The sequence below is a fragment of the Ruegeria sp. G10 genome (assembly GCF_056533645.1).
Genome location: NZ_JBQFOQ010000006.1, coordinates 181762 through 199399, shown reverse-complemented (window position 1 = coordinate 199399; position 17638 = coordinate 181762). Strand labels below are relative to the sequence as shown.

15 protein-coding genes are annotated in these 17638 nt (G+C 61.5%); 9 read left to right on the top strand and 6 right to left on the bottom strand.

The features are described from left to right. Positions 1–29: 29 nt before the first annotated feature. Positions 30–821 (top strand): histidinol-phosphatase, encoded by a 792-nt coding sequence (gene hisN / locus ACR0KM_RS12525; protein ID WP_480860008.1) that lies wholly within the window; start codon positions 30–32, stop codon positions 819–821. A 115-nt stretch (positions 822–936) separates the two neighbouring features. After that, positions 937–2271: an 8-oxoguanine deaminase gene (locus ACR0KM_RS12520; protein WP_480860007.1), complete on the top strand. Its 1335-nt coding sequence runs from the start codon at positions 937–939 to the stop codon at positions 2269–2271. Between the two features lie 65 nt (positions 2272–2336). On the opposite strand, the gene guaD is transcribed toward ACR0KM_RS12520, so the two are convergent. Further along, positions 2337–3626 (bottom strand): guanine deaminase, encoded by a 1290-nt coding sequence (gene guaD, locus ACR0KM_RS12515; RefSeq protein WP_480860005.1) that lies wholly within the window; start codon positions 3624–3626, stop codon positions 2337–2339. 138 nt (positions 3627–3764) lie between these two features. Between guaD and mgtE the strand changes: the two genes are divergently transcribed. From mgtE to ACR0KM_RS12490, 5 genes are all read left to right on the top strand, one after another. Continuing rightward, positions 3765–5159, top strand: a complete 1395-nt coding sequence (gene mgtE, locus ACR0KM_RS12510; protein WP_480860003.1) for a magnesium transporter — start codon at positions 3765–3767, stop codon at positions 5157–5159. Beyond that, positions 5156–5722 (top strand): 5-formyltetrahydrofolate cyclo-ligase, encoded by a 567-nt coding sequence (locus tag ACR0KM_RS12505; protein WP_480860001.1) that lies wholly within the window; start codon positions 5156–5158, stop codon positions 5720–5722. Before mgtE ends, ACR0KM_RS12505 begins: the two co-directional genes overlap by 4 nt. Positions 5723–5800: 78 nt before the next feature. Continuing rightward, positions 5801–6613: a TIGR00282 family metallophosphoesterase gene (locus ACR0KM_RS12500; RefSeq protein WP_480859999.1), complete on the top strand. Its 813-nt coding sequence runs from the start codon at positions 5801–5803 to the stop codon at positions 6611–6613. Between the two features lie 91 nt (positions 6614–6704). After that, positions 6705–8483, top strand: coding sequence for an SLC13 family permease (locus ACR0KM_RS12495; RefSeq protein WP_480822841.1), 1779 nt, complete (start codon positions 6705–6707; stop codon positions 8481–8483). A 98-nt stretch (positions 8484–8581) separates the two neighbouring features. Beyond that, a complete protein-coding gene (locus ACR0KM_RS12490; protein WP_480859998.1) occupies positions 8582–9328 on the top strand; it encodes a YbaY family lipoprotein in 747 nt (248 codons plus the stop codon). Here the strand turns inward: ACR0KM_RS12490 and ACR0KM_RS12485 are convergent, their stop codons facing one another. The 4 genes from ACR0KM_RS12485 to ACR0KM_RS12470 all read right to left on the bottom strand — a co-directional run bounded on the left by ACR0KM_RS12485 (position 9329) and on the right by ACR0KM_RS12470 (position 14455). Beyond that, entirely contained in the window at positions 9329–10990 is a 1662-nt protein-coding gene (locus tag ACR0KM_RS12485) for an FAD-binding dehydrogenase (protein ID WP_480859996.1), read from the bottom strand. An 11-nt stretch (positions 10991–11001) separates the two neighbouring features. Beyond that, positions 11002–11859: a bile acid:sodium symporter family protein gene (locus tag ACR0KM_RS12480; RefSeq protein WP_480859994.1), complete on the bottom strand. Its 858-nt coding sequence runs from the start codon at positions 11857–11859 to the stop codon at positions 11002–11004. 72 nt (positions 11860–11931) lie between these two features. After that, positions 11932–12666 (bottom strand): glutamine amidotransferase, encoded by a 735-nt coding sequence (locus ACR0KM_RS12475; protein WP_480859992.1) that lies wholly within the window; start codon positions 12664–12666, stop codon positions 11932–11934. 16 nt (positions 12667–12682) lie between these two features. Continuing rightward, the gene (locus ACR0KM_RS12470) at positions 12683–14455 is read right to left on the bottom strand and encodes an SLC13 family permease (protein WP_480859991.1); all 1773 of its coding nucleotides are present in this window, start codon (positions 14453–14455) and stop codon (positions 12683–12685) included. A gap of 110 nt (positions 14456–14565) precedes the next feature. Here ACR0KM_RS12470 and ACR0KM_RS12465 point away from each other — a divergent pair, with 110 nt between their 5' ends. Together ACR0KM_RS12465 and ACR0KM_RS12460 are read left to right on the top strand one after the other, a co-directional pair. Then, positions 14566–15306, top strand: a complete 741-nt coding sequence (locus ACR0KM_RS12465; RefSeq protein ID WP_480859989.1) for a YebC/PmpR family DNA-binding transcriptional regulator — start codon at positions 14566–14568, stop codon at positions 15304–15306. A gap of 144 nt (positions 15307–15450) precedes the next feature. After that, the gene (locus ACR0KM_RS12460) at positions 15451–16722 is read left to right on the top strand and encodes a permease (RefSeq protein WP_480859987.1); all 1272 of its coding nucleotides are present in this window, start codon (positions 15451–15453) and stop codon (positions 16720–16722) included. On the opposite strand, the gene ACR0KM_RS12455 is transcribed toward ACR0KM_RS12460, so the two are convergent. Beyond that, entirely contained in the window at positions 16719–17606 is an 888-nt protein-coding gene (locus tag ACR0KM_RS12455) for a LysR family transcriptional regulator ArgP (RefSeq protein ID WP_480859985.1), read from the bottom strand. The two genes, ACR0KM_RS12460 and ACR0KM_RS12455, sit on opposite strands and share 4 nt — an antisense overlap. Positions 17607–17638: the final 32 nt, after the last annotated feature.

Below are 17638 nucleotides of genomic sequence, written 5' to 3'. Positions count from 1 at the left end.
TCTCGGGGCGCTGACCGCACGGGTGGGCCATGCAAAACGCCCCGCTGAGTGATCTTGAAATTGCCGAAGAAATGGCCGACGCGGCGCGGGCGGCCATACTCCCGTTTTTCCGCCAGACCGATCTGGAAACTGACAACAAGCTCGCGGATGGGTTTGATCCGGTCACCGTAGCGGATCGCGCCGCGGAACAGGCGATGCGCGCTGTCTTGTCAAAACACCGCCCGGACGATGGCATTTTGGGCGAAGAGTTCGGGCAAAGCGATGGCACGTCAGGGCGTGTCTGGGTTCTGGACCCGATCGATGGGACACGCGGGTTCATCAGCGGGACACCTACATGGGGTGTGCTGATCGCGTTGAGCACCGAGGCAGGCCCGATAATGGGGGTGATTGACCAACCCTATATCGGTGAACGTTTCGTGGGCGGCTTCGGGCAGGCATTCGTCAAAGGCCCGTTAGGACAGACGAAACTTGCAACACGCGCGACGCGCAGTCTGGATCAGGCGATTGTTTTCACGACCTTTCCCGAAGTCGGCACCAAGGCCGAGGGGGCTGGCTTTCACGCGGTTGCGTCGCAGGCGAAACTGACGCGCTACGGTATGGACTGTTATGCCTATGCATTGCTCGCGGCCGGGCAGATCGATCTGGTGATTGAGGCTGGCTTGAATGCCTACGACATCCAGGCCCCGATCGCGGTGATTGAAGCCGCCGGAGGCGTCGTCACCGACTGGTCGGGAAACCCTGCTCACGACGGGGGGCGCGCGCTGGCAGCCGCGACACCCGAACTCCACGCTGCAGCGCTGGATATCCTGCACCAGTATTGAAACGGGTTGCCGCACGGCACGCGTGCTCGTAAACTCGGGCTCGGCTGGTTCTTGCGCCCGTTTTCCACCAGCCCCGCACTTCCACGCATGAGACGGGCTGATGCGGGAGTGCAAGATGACCGAATACCTGATCCGAAATGCCGATCTGATCGTGACAATGGACGATGCGCGACAAGAACTTGTCGGCGCCGACCTGCTGATCCGCGACGGCAAGATTACTCAAATCGGCCAACACCTGGCCACGCGCGGAGAGATTCACGACGCTGCCGGATGTGTGATAACACCCGGCCTGGTCAACGCGCACCATCACCTTTATCAGACCCTCACTCGCGCGGTGCCCGGCGGGCAGGATGCGCTGCTGTTCGGTTGGCTGCAAACTCTCTATCCCATCTGGTCACGTTTCGGCCCGGATGAGATGTTTGTTTCTGCCCAGATCGGTCTGGCAGAGCTTGCTTTGTCAGGCTGCACGCTCAGCGCCGATCACCTCTACCTCTACCCCAATGGGGCGCGGCTGGAAGACACGATCCACGCCGCTGCCGAGCTGGGCTTGCGTTTCCACCCGACACGCGGCGCGATGAGCATCGGTGAAAGCAATGGCGGCTTGCCACCTGATGCGCTGGTCGAGACCGAAGCCGCAATTCTGGAGGACATGATCCGGGTCATTGATGCCTTCCACGATCCACGGGACGGGTCCATGTGCCGCGTTGGGCTGGCACCCTGTTCTCCTTTCTCGGTCAGCCACGACCTGATGCGCGATACGGCCAGTTTGGCGCGTGACAAAGGTGTGATGCTGCATACACATCTTGCTGAAAACGAAGAAGATATCGCTTATTCGCAGGCCAATTTCGGCTGCCGCCCCGGTCAGTATGCCGAAGACCTGGGCTGGACCGGTACAGACGTGTGGCACGCCCATTGTGTCAAGCTGAATGGGGCCGAAATCGACCTGTTCGCCCGCACGGGAACAGGTGTCGCCCATTGTCCTTGCTCGAATTGCCGCCTCGGTTCGGGCATCGCCCCGATCCGAGCCATGCGCGATCAGGGCGTCCCTGTCGGGCTGGGAGTCGACGGCTCCGCCAGCAACGATAGTGGCAACTTTGTGATTGAGGCGCGCCAAACCATGCTTTTGCAGCGGGTTGCGAACGGGGCGGATGCCATGTCCGCCCGCGAGGCGCTTGAAATCGCCACACGAGGCGGCGCGGATGTGCTGAACCGCCCCGATTGCGGGCGCCTGATGCCGGGCAAGCGCGCCGATATCGCGATCTGGGACATAAGCGGTGTGGAAACCGCAGGCAGCTGGGACCCTGCAGCCTTGCTGCTGGCTGGCCCGACCCGTGTCAAACACCTTTTCGTCGAAGGCCGCCAAATTGTCCGCGATGGACAGATCACCACAATCGACCTGCCCAAAGTGATCGAAACCCAGAAGGGCCTCGCGCGCACCCTTGCCGCGTAGCGGGTCCGCCCTTCATCTGGCCAAAAATATCCCCGCCGGAGGCATGCGCCGCAGGCGCATCCCCCTCACTCAGCTACCCGAGCGCCACCGATCCAGACATCCGCCACAGCCCGATCATCACCCATCATGATCGTGGGAAAAACCGCTTCCCACAGTGCGTTCGCACGGGCTTCGCGCTGGGCAATCGCAGGAGTCGAAGCAAGGTCGAGCACCACCAGATCCGCCTCCATGCCCGTCGCGACATTGCCGATTTGATCGTCCATATGCAGTGTCCGAGCAGATCCGACGGTTCCCAGCCACAGCAGCTGGGCCGGATGCAGCGGCGTGCCGCGCAACTGCCCGATCTCATACGCCGCCGCCATGGTCCGCAGCATTGAAAAACTCGATCCGCCGCCTGTATCCGTCGCCAGCCCCACGCGATGTCCATCGCGCATCAGGCCTTCCATGTCGAACAGGCCCGAGCCGATAAAGGTGTTCGAAGTCGGGCAATGGATCAGCGCCGCCTCCATCTCGCGCAGCCGATCCCGTTCGCGCGGTTCAAGATGGATGACATGGCCATAAAGCCCGTTTTTGCGCAGCAAACCAAACTGCTCATACGTATCCAGATAGTCCCGCGCGTCGGGGAAAAGCGACCGGACCCATTCGATCTCATCGGTTTGTTCGCACAGATGAGTTTGCATCAGGCAATGCGGATACTCACCCCACAGCGCACCCATCGCCTCAAGTTGTTCGAGCGTTGATGTGGGCGAAAACCGGGGGGTGATGGCGTAAGACAGCCGATCGACCCCGTGCCATTTCTCCAGCAAGGCCTGCGATTGGTCGTAAGCTGTCTGCGCCGTGTCCCGCAGGCCCTCGGGCGCGTTGCGGTCCATGCAGGTCTTGCCCGCAACCACCCTCTGGCCCCGCGCCTGAGCGGCCGAGAAAAACGCATCCACGCTCTCGGGATGGATTGTACAAAAGCTGCACATGGTGGTGGTGCCATGGGCGGCGGTCAGATCGAGATAGCGGTTGGCAATCTCCGACGCATATACGGGATCTCCGAACTTCATCTCTTCGGGAAAGGTGTAGCTGTTCAGCCAGTCGATCAGCCGTTTGCCCCAACTGGCGATCATCGCCGTCTGTGGATAATGCACATGCGGATCAACAAAGCCGGCCATGATCAAATGGCTACCATAGTCTTGCACCTCAGCCTGGGGGTGCGTGTGCGCCAGATCGGAAGCTGTGCCAAGCGCGACAATGCGTCCGTCCTCGATCACGAGTGCCTCATGCACCGTTGCCGCCTCGGTCGGCTCGCCTTCGAATGGCGAGCTATCAAAGCTCAGTACGCGCCCTTTCAAAAGCGTCTTTTGCGCCATTTGCCGTATTCTCCGCCTGTTTGGGACCGTTCCGCAGCATAGGGGGGCGAAACTTGTGGGTAAATCCAAGCATTGTCATTGTTTTCCGGTAGCTGCTTCTTCTATCTAGAAGCAATCGCGCGGAGTAAGGGGCAGAGCATGAACACAGGCATTGACGAAGCCGGAAACGATCAGCCCCGGGACGAGGACGCCTATGCGCTGGACCGGCGCAATGTCGCGGCGATTCTCTATGCGGTGGATGTTGAGGATCGCGACAAGCTGATCGAGCTGATGGAGCCGCTGCATGCCGCCGACATCGCTGACCTTCTGGAGCAGATCAACCCTTATGACCGCGCCCGACTGATCCGACTGTACGACAAGGAATTTGACGGGGATATCCTGTCGGAACTGGATGAGTCCGTTCGGGAAGAGGTCATCGGCGTTCTGAACCCAGATGTTCTGGCCGAGGCCGTCCGGGACATGGAAAGCGACGATGTCGTCGACCTGCTGGAAGACCTCGAAGAGCCGCAACAGGAGACCATCCTGGACGCGCTGGAAGATTCCGAACGCATCGCGGCGGAACAGGCGCTGTCCTACCCCGAAAACTCGGCAGGTCGTCTGATGCAGCGCGAGGTCGTCATGGCGCCCGAGCATTGGACCGTGGGGCAGGCCATCGATTTCATGCGGGCCAATGACGACCTGCCCGAGCAGTTCTATTACGTCATTCTGGTCGACCCGCGTCTGAAACCCGTGGCGCAGGTCACGCTGGGCAAGCTGATGGCGGCGCGGCGCGAGGTTCCTTTGCATGAGATCGCGGATGAGGAGTTGCACAGCATCCCCGTCGATCAGGATGAAGAGGATGTGGCCTATGCGTTCAACCAATACCACCTGATCTCGGCCCCTGTGGTGGATGGGGATGGGCGCTTGGTCGGGGTGATCACCATTGACGATGCGATGGTCGTGCTGGACGAAGAATATGAAGAGGACATGCTGCGCCTTGCGGGCGTCTCCGACGAAAGCTCGATCTCGGACAGTGTGGCGGCGACCAGCAGACGGCGGCTGCCGTGGCTGGCGGTCAATCTCGTTACAGCGATCTGCGGGTCGCTGGTGATTTCGCAGTTCGAAGCGGCAATTGATCAACTTGTTGCACTGGCGATCCTGATGCCGATCGTGGCCTCGATGGGCGGCAACGCGGGCACGCAGTCGCTGACGGTTGCGGTGCGCGCCTTGGCGACGCGTGACCTGACGGGCTCGAATGTGGGGCGTGTGATCCGGCGAGAATTACTGGTCGGGATGCTCAACGGCTTATGCTTCGCTATCGTGCTGGGCACGGTGGGGATGATGTGGTTCGACTCGCCCCTGCTGGGTGTCGTGATCGGGTCGGCCTTGGTCGTGAACATGATCATCGCAGGCTTTGCAGGTACGGTAGTACCTGTGGTGCTGGACCGTCTGGGCGTTGACCCGGCGCTGGCGTCGGGGACCTTTGTGACCACAACAACGGATGTCATGGGTTTCTTCATCTTTCTGGGACTGGCCAGCGTGGTGCTACTGTGACCGAAACGACCGATCTGACTGAAATCAAAGCTGCCGCGCGTAAAGCAGCCTTTGCCCGCCGCAAAGCAGCCTTTGACGCGCGGCCACCGGGCGCGGCGGGGCGCTTGTCCGAGGTTCTGGCCGGGTACCGCGGCGTCCCGATCTCGGGCTACATGCCCATCCGCACCGAGATCGACCCGCTGCCCGCGATGGCCGAGGCCGCAGCCTATGGCCCGGTCGGCGTGCCGGTGATTCAGGCTGCGGGCCAACCGCTGCGCTTTTCGCGCTGGACGCCCGAGGGCGCGCTGAAGGATGGCCCTTTCGGTGCAAAGGTCCCCGAGGTTGATGACTATTTCGATCCGGAAATCCTTATCGTGCCGTTGGTGGCGTTCGATGCACAAGGCGGGCGACTGGGCTATGGAGGGGGGTTCTACGACCGTACATTGGAAGGTCTGCGCGCCAAACGCCCGACGCTGGCCATCGGCTTTGCTTTTGATGCGCAAGAGGACGAAGGCCTGCCTTTGGAGCCCACCGATCAACCGCTGGATATGGTGATCACCGAAAGCCGCGTGCTGAGCTTCTGATCCCCTATCTGCGACGGCAAACGGGCGCGCGCTCATGCTGTATTGTTTTTGCTGCCGACAGTCTCTAGGACCGCTGATATGAAAATACTTTTCCTGGGTGACGTCATGGGGCGCGCGGGGCGCGCGGCCATACAGCAGCATTTGCCACGTCTGCGCGACGAATGGCGGCTGGATTTCGTTGTGGTCAATGGTGAGAATGCCTCGAACGGGATGGGGCTGACCGGGGATCACGCCAAGCTGTTGCTGGATGCGGGGGCGGATTGCGTCACGTTGGGCGATCATGCGTTCGACCAGAAAGACATGCTGCAATTCATCGAGAAAGAACCACGCATCGTGCGCCCTGTGAATTTCGCCAAGGGCGCGCCGGGGCGGGGGCATCGGTTGTTCACGGCTCCGGGCGGGCGCAAGGTTCTGGTGGTGCAGGTGCTGGGGCAGGTGTTCATGAAGCGGCCCTTCGATGACCCGTTCTCGGGCGTTGAACCGATCCTGAAATCGCATCCGCGCGGCGGACAGGCGGACGCGATCATCGTCGATATGCATTGCGAGGCGACGTCCGAGAAGATGGCGATGGGCCATTATTGCGACGGACGCGCCAGCCTTGTGGTGGGCACGCATACGCACGTGCCCACGGCGGATGCCCAAATCCTGCCCGGCGGCACGGCCTATCTGACCGATGCTGGGATGTGCGGAGATTATGACTCGGTCATCGGCATGGATAAACAAGAGCCGATGCGCCGCTTTATCACCGGAATGCCCAAGGCGCGGTTCACGCCTGCCAATGGTGAGGCCACGCTGAGCGGTGTGTTTGTCGAGACCGACGACCGGGACGGGCGCGCAAAATCTGTGCAGATGGTCCGCGTGGGCGGGCGGTTGCAGCAGGCAGGTCTCTAAAACCCATGTCAGGCTTGCCCTGCCGCGCGCAATGCGAGACACTGAGCGTCGGGCGCGCAAGCCAGGTCAGGGTTCGGACAGAATACCAAGAATGCAACTCCTTCAACTGACAGAAACGGGCAGCGCGGTACTGGCGCTGATGATTGTCGCGGGCATGTTCATCATGTTTCTGCGCGAGGTCTACCCGACCGAGGTCGTCGCCATTGGCGGCGCCGCGCTGATGCTGGCCACCGGCATTCTGCCCTACCAAAGCGCGCTCGCGGTGCTGTCGAACCCGGCCCCGTGGACGATTGCGGCCATGTTCATCATCATGGGGGCCTTGGTGCGAACGGGCGCGCTGGATGCATTCACCTCGGTCGCGCAGAAACAGGCACAGGTCAATCCACGCATCGCCATAGCCCTATTGATGGGCTTCGTTGTTGTCGCCTCGGCGGTGGTGTCGAACACGCCGGTGGTGGTGGTGATGATCCCGGTCTTCATCCAGATCGCGCGGACGCTGGACGTTCCTGCCTCGAAGCTGTTGATCCCGCTGAGTTATGCCGCGATTCTGGGGGGTACGCTGACGCTGATCGGAACGTCGACCAACCTGCTGGTTGATGGTGTGGCGCGCGCGCAGGGCATGACAGCGTTTACCATTTTCGAAGTAACTCCGCTGGGGATCGCGGTCGTGCTCTACGGCATGGTCTATCTGCGCTTCATCGCGCCTCGCCTTCTGCCTGACCGTGACAGCATGGCCGAGATGCTCAGCGATCGGTCCAAGATGAAGTTCTTCACCGAGGCGGTGATCCCCCCGGAAAGCAACCTGATCGGGCGTGAGGTCACTGGCGTTCAGCTGTTCAAACGTCCCGGTGTGCGGCTGATCGACGTGGTTCGGGGCGACGAGTCGCTGCGGCGCAACCTCAAAGGTGTTGAGCTGCAGTTGGGTGATCGGGTCGTGTTGCGGACAGAGATGACAGAGCTTTTGAGCCTGCAAACGAACAAGGAACTCAAGCGGGTCGATCAGGTCTCGGCGGTTGAAACCAAGACGGTTGAGGTGCTGATTACACCCGGATGCCGGATGGTCGGGCGCACCTTGGGCGCCATGCGTCTGCGTCGTCGGTATGGCGTTTATGTGCTGGCGGTGCATCGGCGCAACCAGAATATCGGGCGTCAACTGGATGATCTGACGGTACGCGTGGGGGATACGCTGCTGCTGGAAGGTTCGCCCGCCGATATTCAGAAGCTGGCCGCCGATATGGATATGGTTGACGTCACCCAGCCCTCGGCACGGGCGTTCCGGCGCAGCCATGCCCCGATCGCCATTGGGGCGCTGGTCGGGATTGTAGCGCTGGCCGGGCTCGGTGTCGCGCCGATCCTGCTGTTGTCGATTATCGCCGTTGCCGTGGTCCTGCTGACCCGATGCATCGATGCGGATGAGGCGTTCTCGTTCGTCGAGGGTCGCCTGCTGGCGCTGATCTTTGCGATGCTGGCCATCGGCGCGGCGCTGGACAAATCCGGGGCGGTGTCACTGATTGTCGAGGCGGTAGCCCCCGCGCTGGGCATGCTGCCGCCTTTCCTGATCATCTGGGCGGTGTATCTGCTGACTTCGGTCCTGACTGAACTGGTATCGAACAACGCGGTCGCTGTGGTTGTCACACCCATCGCGATTTCGCTGGCGCAGGCGGTGGGGATCGATCCGCGCCCGCTGGTGGTGGCGGTGATGGTCGCGGCCTCGGCCTCGTTCGCGACGCCCATCGGCTATCAGACAAACATGATGGTGTATGGCCCGGGTGGCTACCGATTTACCGATTTTCTCAAGGTCGGTGTGCCGCTGAATCTGACGGTGGGTCTGCTGGCCTCGTTGCTGATCCCGTTCATTTGGCCGCTCTAGCAACCAGCGCGGAATCGCCGAACGTAAGGGTCCGGGTCTTGTAAACCGCGACCGGTGCACAAACGTTTGCTGCAAGATGAATGCGAAAGGATGGGATCATGCCGTTTCCCAAACTCGGACAAGCCATCGTGGCCGGAGCCGTCGTGCTGGCCCTTCTGGGCAGCCAGAGCCATGCCGGATCGGTCACCGGAACCGCGACCTATCGCGAACGGATCGCGGTGCCAGAGGATGCGACGCTGTATGTCGAGCTTCAGGATATCTCGCTGGCCGATGTGCCTGCGGTGACTCTGGCGGCGCAGCGTTATGCGTTGACCGGGGTACCGGCCGAATTCGAACTGAGCTTTGATGACGCGCTGATCCGCGATGGCATGACCTATGCGGTCCGCGCCTCAATCCTGCGCGGGAACCAACTGCTGTTTACCACCGACACCGTTCATCCGGTTCTGACCAACGGGGCCGGGGATTCCACCGATCTTGTGCTGGTGCAGGTCAGCGGGCAGGGTGCGGCCACGCTGGAAGACACCAACTGGACAGCGATTGGTATCGATGGCGCAGTCGTCAATGCCGAACGCCCACCAACGCTGTCGTTTGCCCAAGGCGGGTCCTTCAGCGGATTCGGAGGCTGCAACCGCTTCATGGGACAGGTTGAGCTGTCGGGTGATGGCCTTGAGTTCCCGGACAACATGGCGGCCACCTTGATGGCCTGTCCGCCCGCGCTGGAAGAGGTCGAGGATCAGTTCTTCGCCGCCTTGCAGGGCGTAACCGCCTATGCGGTGGCGGGCGACAGTCTGGTGCTGCTGGATGCCGCGGGTGAGCCTGTTCTGAAATTCATCCGCACGCCTTAATCAGGCTACGGCCCGCGACCGCCCCGCATTGCGGCCCGAGAAGATACAGCCCCCCAGGAACGTGCCCTCCAGCGCGTTGTATCCGTGGTAGCCGCCACCGCCGAAGCCCGCGACCTCTCCGGCCGCGAACAAGCCGGGGACAACCTGACCGTCGGCACCGATCATCTGGCTATCGAGGTTGGTCTGCAGCCCGCCCAGCGTCTTGCGGGTCAGCACATGCAGCTTGACCGCGATCAGCGGGCCGTTTGACGGATCGAGGAACCTGTGCGGCTTGGCTGTGCGGATCAGCCGGTCGCCGCGATAGTTCCGCGCGGCCAAAATCGCCATCATCTGCGCATCTTTCGAGAACGGATTATCGACCTGCGAATCCCGCGCCTCGATCTGGGCGCGCAGATGTGTTTCGTCGATCAGGCCTCCACCCAGCTGGTTCATTCCGGTGACCAGTTCGGTCAGGGTGCGGGCAACGACGAAATCCTCGCCTTTTTCCTTGAACGCCTCGACCGGGGCCGTGGCTTTCGAACCTGATAGAATACGCTGACGGATGACCTCTATCCAACTGCCCGAGGTGAAATCGGGGTTCTGTTCAGACCCCGACAGGGCGAATTCCTTCTTGATGACCTTCTGCGTCAGAACGAACCAGCTGTAGTCATAGCCGGTTTTCAGGATTTCTTTGAGCGTCCCCAGCGTGTCGAAACCCGGCAAACAGGGCGGTTGCAGCCGATTGCCGCGTGCATCGAACCACATCGAGCTTGGCCCGGGCAGGATGCGAATGCCATGGGCGGGCCAGATTGGATCCCAGTTGCGCACGCCTTCGGTATAGTGCCACATCCGATCGCCGTTGATCACATGACCGCCCGCCTTTTCGGTGATCGGGATCATCCGGCCATCCACGTGGAACGGCACGCCCGCGACCATATCCTTGGGCGGCTCACCCAGCCTATCCCGCGGCCAGTTCTTGCGCACTATCTCGAAATTACCGCCGATCCCACCGGAGGTGACGATGACCGAGGGCGCATAGACCTCGAACTCGCCAACCTCATCACGGTTGGTCTTGCCGCCGCGCTGGGCTGTGTCATCGGCCAGAATCTCTCCGGAAACGCCTTTGGCGCAGCCGTTCTGCATGATGATGTGGCTGACCTGATGGCGGAATTTCATCTGGATCAGCCCGGCGCTGACGTGTTCTTTGACCCGCCGAATGAAATGTTCCAGCACACCCGGCCCAGTGCCCCATGTGATGTGAAAGCGCGGGACCGAGTTGCCATGACCGTCCGCATAAGACCCGCCGCGTTCGGCCCAGCCCACGACCGGGAACCAGCGCAGGCCCATCTCATGCAACCATGGGCGCATCTCGCCGGCGGCAAACTCGACATAGGCTTGCGCCCATTTGCGGGGCCAGGCGTCCTCATCCCGGTCAAACTGCGCGCTACCCATCCAGTCGCGCAAGGCCAGATCGTGGCTGTCGCGGATGCCCATGCGCCGCTGTTCCGGGGTGTCGACCATGAACAGACCACCAAGGCTCCAGAACGCTTGCCCGCCGAGGAAATGCTCGGGCTCCTGATCCACGATGATCACTCGCTTGCCACGATCACCCAACTCTGCCGCCGCAGCCAGACCGGCAAGCCCGCCGCCGACCACAATTGCGTCTGCTGTGTTGTTGGTCATGGGTTGTCCTTTCAGCGGCTGCGGAACCAGAGGATAAAGGGCGCGGCGACCACATACATTGTGATACCATAGACGCCGGCGGGCACGGCCAGAGGGCTAAATCCGGTGGTTGTGCTGGTGATCAGCGCTGCAAGGGTAATGCCCATTGCCGAGTTCTGGATACCCGTATCGATCGAGATGGTCTTGGCCTCGGCCCATGTCAGATTTGCGGCGCGTGCCAACCCAAGGCCAACCAGCAAAAGGGCGATGTTCAACGCGACAAGCGCAACGCCAATTGAACTGAGGTTTGCGATGAAGAACTGCCAGTTTCCGGCCAGCGCGGCCAAGACGATCAGAACAAACAGGACCGATGCGAGCGTCGAGAGAGGGGCGTCGATCCGGGTGGCGAACCGCTTTGCAAAATGCCTTAGGCTGACACCGATTGCGACTGGAAGCGTCGTTATCAGAAACAGCGCAGTTGCCAGCGCTGCGATTGAAACCTCTGGCGCCGACTCTGCCATGAAATAGTCGATGGACCATGCAGCCAGAATGGGGACAGTGACGATAGACAACAGGCTGATCACCGCCGTCAGGCTGACCGACAGCGCTACATCGCCTTTGGCGAATTTCGTCAGGATGTTGCTGGTCACCCCGCCGGGGCAGAAGCTGAGCAGCATGACCCCCACGGCAATCTCGGGTGGCAGGGCGAACAGTTTGACGGTGACAAACGCGGCCAGCGGGATCAACACCACCTGACTGACGGCACCGATGGCAAAGGGGTAGCCTCGGGTCATGACCCGGCGAAAGTCGGCGACCTCAAGCCCGACGCCCAAAGACAGCATGATAATGGCCAGCGACAGCGGTAGGCCGACATTGATTAGTAGGTCCAAGAACAACTCCTCCCAAAGCCGTTCGGGCCAGCCTATGCGAGGGGTCGTGGATCAGGCAACCGCTCCGTTGGGTCACCCGTAGCGTTGCACGAACCGGCGCAGGATTTCACCTGGTTGGGTGACATCGGCGGCGTGGCACATATCAATCAGCGACTGCGCATCTTCGGGTGGGAAATAGCCATGATCCTTATAGATATGGATGCGCTCTTCGAAATCATGCGCATCGGCCTCGGGGTGGAACTGGGTGGCATAGACGTTCTGCCCCCAGCGGATCATCTGGAACGGGCAGGGGTCCGAGGCCACCAGATGCACGCAGCCATCGGGCAGGGATTGCACGGCTTCCTTGTGGCCGACAAAAGCCTCGAATTCCGGCTGCAGACCAGCGGTCAGCGGGTCCTGCGTGCCATCCGCGGTCAGGCGGCAATCTGAGGGGCCGACCGGTTCGCCATATTGCCGTTTGCTGACGTCGCCACCCAGATGCGCGGTCAGAATGCCCAAGCCATAACAGCAGCCCATGAAGGGATGATCCTGCGCGGTGATCTGCGGCATCAGCCCCATGATCGCACCTTCGATCTTCGCATCCAGCGCAGATTTGCTGGCCGGATCGTCACTGACGCAGCCCGGTCCGCCGCCGACGATGACACCGGCGTAATCGGTGACCTCCAGCCCCTCGGGCAGGTCCTCGCAATCAAGCCGGATGCGGTGGGTCTGGTCAGGCGTCAGGCCGGTCTTGTCCAGAATCGAAGCATACTCGGCATCCGAGGCATCGGTTTCCGGGCGCAGTTGCAGGATCAGAAAGCGTTTCATGCGCTGCCTTTACCCATCAAAGCGGCCAGAACACAAGGATCGAGGGGATCGAAACGGCGATGATTAGAACCTCAAGCGGCAGGCCCATGCGCCAGTAGTCGCCGAAATGATAGCCTCCGGGGCCCAGAACCAGCGTGTTGTTCTTGTGCCCGATGGGCGTCAGGAACGCCGCCGAGGCCGCCACGGCCACCGTCATCAGAAACGGGTCGGGCGAGACCTCAAGCGTGCGGGCCATCTGGATTCCCACGGGGGCGGCGACGATGGCGGTTGCGGTGTTGTTCAGCACATCCGACAGGGTCATGGTGACCACCATCAGCACGGTCAGGATGGCCCATGCGGGCAGGCCGTTTGTCAGTTGGATCAGCGCGTTGGCAATAAGTTCTGTGCCGCCTGAGGTCTCCAAAGCGCTGCCTAGCGGGATCATCGATCCAAGCAAAACCACCACAGGCCATTCAATATGATTGTAAATATCGGCGATGGGCATGATCTTGGTCAGCACATAGGCCACCACCACCAGACCCAAAGCGATGGGCAGATAGATCAGCCCGATACTGGCGGCCAGCACGGCGGCCGCGAACAGGCCAATCGCCAGCCACGCCTTGTCATTGGCCGTCACGTTCAGGCCGCGTTCGGCCAGCGGCAAACAGCCCAGCCACTCGGTCACATCGGCGCTTCGGTCGCGTGGGCAGAGCAGCAGCAGGATGTCCCCGGCCTCAACCTCGGTCTTGCGGACCTGTTTGGTGATGCGCTGCCCTTGACGCGAGATGCCCATCAGCACTGTGCTTTGCCGCCACGCCAACCCCAGCGCCTGCGCGGTGCGCCCGGTGATGCGGGCGCTTTCGGGGGCGACAACCTCGATCACCTCCAGCCCGTCGCCCTCGGCGGTCAGAACTTCCTGTCTGCGGGTGTCTGAGAAATTGAGGTTCAACGCGGCCCGGAATTCATCCAGCGCCTCGGGCCGCGCCTCAAGCACCAGCGCATCGCCTTCGTGCAGCGTTGCGTGGGTCGAGCGGCCATAGCGGCGTTTGCCATCCCGGATCAGGCCGATGATCGCAACGTCGGACTTCTCGGCGGCCTCATAGAGTTCGCTGACCCGCTTGCCGATATGAGGCGACTCGGGCGGGATCGTCAGTTCGGCGATGTATTCGGCCAACGCCTCGGAGGTTTCCTGCTGCACGCCGCGATTGGGGATCAGACGCCAGCCGATCAGCGCGACGAAGGCCAGACCGGCAATGGCCGCGATCCCGCCCACGGGGGCGAAATCGAACATATGAAACGGCTCACCCAGCGTTTCCGCCCGGATCGAGGCGATGATGATGTTCGGCGGCGTTCCGATCAGCGTCGCCATCCCCCCAAGGATCGTCGCAAAGCTGAGCGGCATCAGTGACAGACCAACCGGGCGCGCCGCCTTGCGGGCGGTCTGGATATCGACCGGCATCAGCAGCGCCAGCGCCGCGACGTTGTTCATGAAGGCTGAAAGAACCGCCCCGATCCCGCCCATCAGCGCGATGTGGGCGCCGAGACCGCGCGAGGCATCCACCAAGGTTCGCGTAATCATGAACACCGCGCCCGAGCGCACCAGACCGGCGGACACGACCAGCACCAAGGCGACAATGATTGTGGCGGGGTGCCCAAACCCTGCAAATGCGCGATCAACCGGCACGACACCCAGCGTTACCGCGATCATCAGCGCGGTGAAGGCCACAAGGTCATAGCGGAACCGCCCCCACAGCAGCATTCCGAACACAGCGATGAAAAGGGAAAAAAGAATGATCTGATCTGTCGTCATACCGCCACCATAGCCTCAGGCGCAGGTCGGGCAAGCCGGTCTCTTGATCCCATCCCCTGCAAACGTCTATATGAGCGCCGAACACGCAAACATGATGACGAGGACGCACCATGGCAGGCCACTCCAAATGGGCCAATATCCAGCACCGCAAGGGACGTCAGGACGCCGCGCGGTCCAAACTGTTTTCCAAACTGTCGAAAGAGATCACCGTGGCCGCCAAGATGGGCGACCCGGATCCCGACAAGAACCCGCGCCTGCGTCTGGCAGTGAAAGAGGCCAAGTCGAACTCGGTCCCCAAGGACGTGATCGACCGCGCGATCAAGAAATCGGTTGCGGGCGAAGGCGACGATTACGAAGAAATCCGGTACGAGGGTTATGGCCCCAACGGCGTGGCTGTGATTGTTGAGACGATGACTGACAACCGCAACCGGACCGCCTCCACCGTGCGCTCCACCTTTTCCAAGAACGGTGGAAACCTGGGTGAGACCGGCTCGGTCGGGTTCATGTTCGACCGCAAGGGTGAGGTTGTCTATCAGGCGGAAGCGGGCGATGCGGACACGATTTTCGAAGCCGCGATCGAGGCCGGGGCCGAGGATGTCGAAAGCTCGGAAGACGGTCACATCATATGGTGCGCCGACACCGATCTGAATGATGTGTCGAACGCGCTTGAAGAGGCGCTGGGCGAATCCGAATCCACAAAGCTGGTGTGGAAACCCACCACCACGACCGAGTTGGGTCTGGAAGACATGCAAAAGCTCATGAAGCTGGTGGACGCGCTAGAAGATGACGATGACGTTCAGCGCGTGACCACCAATTTTGAAGCGACCGACGAGGTCATGGCGCAGCTTTGATGCGGTGCTAAAGCCAAACTAGAAATCCGGCCCCCGAGCCGGGTTTTTGCGTTGTCAGAGGGGCTTGGCCCGCAAAGTTTGCCCCTATACAGTTCTTTGCAACAGGGAAAACCCCGCGATCCACGCGGCATAGGGCAAACGCAGATGGCATCCAAAGCAACTGATCCGGGGCGGCGCAATGTGCCGGTTCTGGCAGGGCAAAGCATCCTGTCGCAGGTCGCGTGGACGCTGGGCAGCCCCTCGGTCGTGCTGCCGTTTCTGGCGGTGTCGCTGGAGTTGCCGATGTTTCTCGCCGGGGCGCTGGTGTCGATCCGCATGGTCGGCAGCATGATCTCGGACGTGTTCTTTGCGCGCCCCATCGCGGCGCAGGCCCGCAAGAAACGGGGTGTCGCCCTGACCGAAATCGGGATCGGCGGCTGCCTGCTGATGGCCCTGCTGATCGCTGCCACCGGAAGTGTGCCGCTGACTGCGATTGCTTTCGTCATGGCGTTTTTCCTGATTGGGCTGATCGAAGAGAGCCAGGCGCTGATGTTGTCTGACCTGTTCGGGGATCACTTGAAATCGAAATCCCGGATGGTCATCCGTTACTTGCAGCTTGGCGCAGGTGGCCTTGGTGCGATCGGGCTGGCGCTGTTGCTGCACGAGATCACCAAAGAGAACCCGCCGTTTTCACGCCATTCGGCAGTGATCGTCGCGTCGGTGCTGTTCTTCCTGTTTTCCGCGTTGTGCATTCTTGGGATGGCGGAAACCGCGCCTGAGAAGCAGGCCGACGGGGCGACTAAACCGCACCGCTCATCGTTGCGCGACGTTGTCTCAGGCATTGTCAGGATGTTCGAACAGGATTGGTTCCGGCGTTATATGGTGATGCGTCTGCCGTTGGTCGTCGTCACACTGTCGGTGCCGTTTTTCGCATTGATCGCGGCCGAGGCGCATCACGCGTCGGCCAAGGGGCTGACCGCCATGATCATCTCGTCGGCATCGGGTTATCTGGTTTCGGCCCCGTTGTGGCAGCTTGTGAACATGAAATCTCATCGCGCGGTGATGGTCACAGGCACCCTGATGGTGGCGGCGACGGGGATCGTGCTGCTGGGCTTTCACTACCTGCATCTCGATCATGCGATCCATCTGCACGCGATTTCGTTATTCATCGTATCGGTTGCGGCAACCGGGATCGGCAGCGCGCGCAAGCTGTATTTCCTGGACGTTGCTCCAAAAGACCAGCGCGTGCAGGGCGCGGCGGCAATCAAGGCGATCTGTCGGCTGGCCGGGGTGCTGCTGTCTGCGGCAATGGCGGGGGTGGCCCATATGCATGAGGTTGCCTCGGCCATTGCGTTCATCGTGCTGGTCAGCCTGTGGGCGGCGTTTGCATGCTATCGCATTGTACAGCCGCCAAAACCCGAGGTATCGCGCGCCTAACGTGGCGGGATCAGCGCCCGGGCCGCTGCGCGCTGGACCGCACGTGTCAGCGGCATCAGGGCAGGGGCCAGAACCCGCCCGACCTGCCATGTCAATGATATGTCCAGCGGAGTGTTCGGGATCAGTTCAACCAGTGCCCCTTCGGATATCGCGTCACGTACCAGCCCTTCGGGGTTCATTCCCCAGCCCAAGCCGGCGATTGCGGCCTCGACGAAGCCTTGCGACGAGGGCAAAAAATGCGACGGGGGTGAGATGCGCCCGCTGGTATGTGCGGCCAGATAGGTCTTTTGCAGATTGTCCTTGCGGCTGAACACCAGACAGGGCGCGCGCGACAGCGTTTGGTCATGAATGCCATCGGCGAACCACTTGCGCATGAACGCTGGACTTGCAGTTGGCAGATAACGCAGCGCTCCAAGCGCTACCGCATCACAACCGGGGACTGACTGGCCGCCCACTGTGATCGCAGCGCTGACCTCTCCGCGACGCAGCCAGTCGGCCGAGTGATCCTGATCGTCAATCACCAGATCGAACAGCATATTGTCAGTTTGCGCCATGGTGTCGATGAACCAGGTGGCCAGAACGTCGGCAGGCAGCGCAATGCGCACGCGGGCAGGGCCCTCGGTGCGATCCAGCGTGACCTCGCGCGCTAACTGCGCCTCAAGGATTCCGATATCCTCGGCATGGCGGGCAATGCGCAACCCGGTCGGCGTGGCGGTGCAGGGCGTTCCGCGGTTGATCAACGCCGCCCCGACCCGATCCTCAAGCGCCTTAATCCGCTGTGAAATCGCCGATGGAGTGACCGAAAGCGCTGCCGCCGCAGCGTCAAAGCTGCCATGGCGCAAGATGGCAGACAGCGCAGACAGGTGATGCGGGTCCAGTAGCATTAGTTGTACTTAATTCAGGTTACTATCTTTAA

Bases quoted from the DNA above. Each gene is read 5' to 3' on its own strand.
- hisN (WP_480860008.1), top strand. From the start codon at position 30: ATGCAAAACGCCCCGCTGAGTGATCTTGAAATTGCCGAAGAAATGGCC.
- ACR0KM_RS12520 (WP_480860007.1), top strand. From the start codon at position 937: ATGACCGAATACCTGATCCGAAATGCCGATCTGATCGTGACAATGGAC.
- guaD (WP_480860005.1), bottom strand. From the start codon at position 3,626: ATGGCGCAAAAGACGCTTTTGAAAGGGCGCGTACTGAGCTTTGATAGC.
- mgtE (WP_480860003.1), top strand. From the start codon at position 3,765: ATGAACACAGGCATTGACGAAGCCGGAAACGATCAGCCCCGGGACGAG.
- ACR0KM_RS12500 (WP_480859999.1), top strand. From the start codon at position 5,801: ATGAAAATACTTTTCCTGGGTGACGTCATGGGGCGCGCGGGGCGCGCG.
- ACR0KM_RS12495 (WP_480822841.1), top strand. From the start codon at position 6,705: ATGCAACTCCTTCAACTGACAGAAACGGGCAGCGCGGTACTGGCGCTG.
- ACR0KM_RS12490 (WP_480859998.1), top strand. From the start codon at position 8,582: ATGCCGTTTCCCAAACTCGGACAAGCCATCGTGGCCGGAGCCGTCGTG.
- ACR0KM_RS12485 (WP_480859996.1), bottom strand. From the start codon at position 10,990: ATGACCAACAACACAGCAGACGCAATTGTGGTCGGCGGCGGGCTTGCC.
- ACR0KM_RS12475 (WP_480859992.1), bottom strand. From the start codon at position 12,666: ATGAAACGCTTTCTGATCCTGCAACTGCGCCCGGAAACCGATGCCTCG.
- ACR0KM_RS12470 (WP_480859991.1), bottom strand. From the start codon at position 14,455: ATGACGACAGATCAGATCATTCTTTTTTCCCTTTTCATCGCTGTGTTC.
- ACR0KM_RS12465 (WP_480859989.1), top strand. From the start codon at position 14,566: ATGGCAGGCCACTCCAAATGGGCCAATATCCAGCACCGCAAGGGACGT.
- ACR0KM_RS12460 (WP_480859987.1), top strand. From the start codon at position 15,451: ATGGCATCCAAAGCAACTGATCCGGGGCGGCGCAATGTGCCGGTTCTG.
- ACR0KM_RS12455 (WP_480859985.1), bottom strand. From the start codon at position 17,606: ATGCTACTGGACCCGCATCACCTGTCTGCGCTGTCTGCCATCTTGCGC.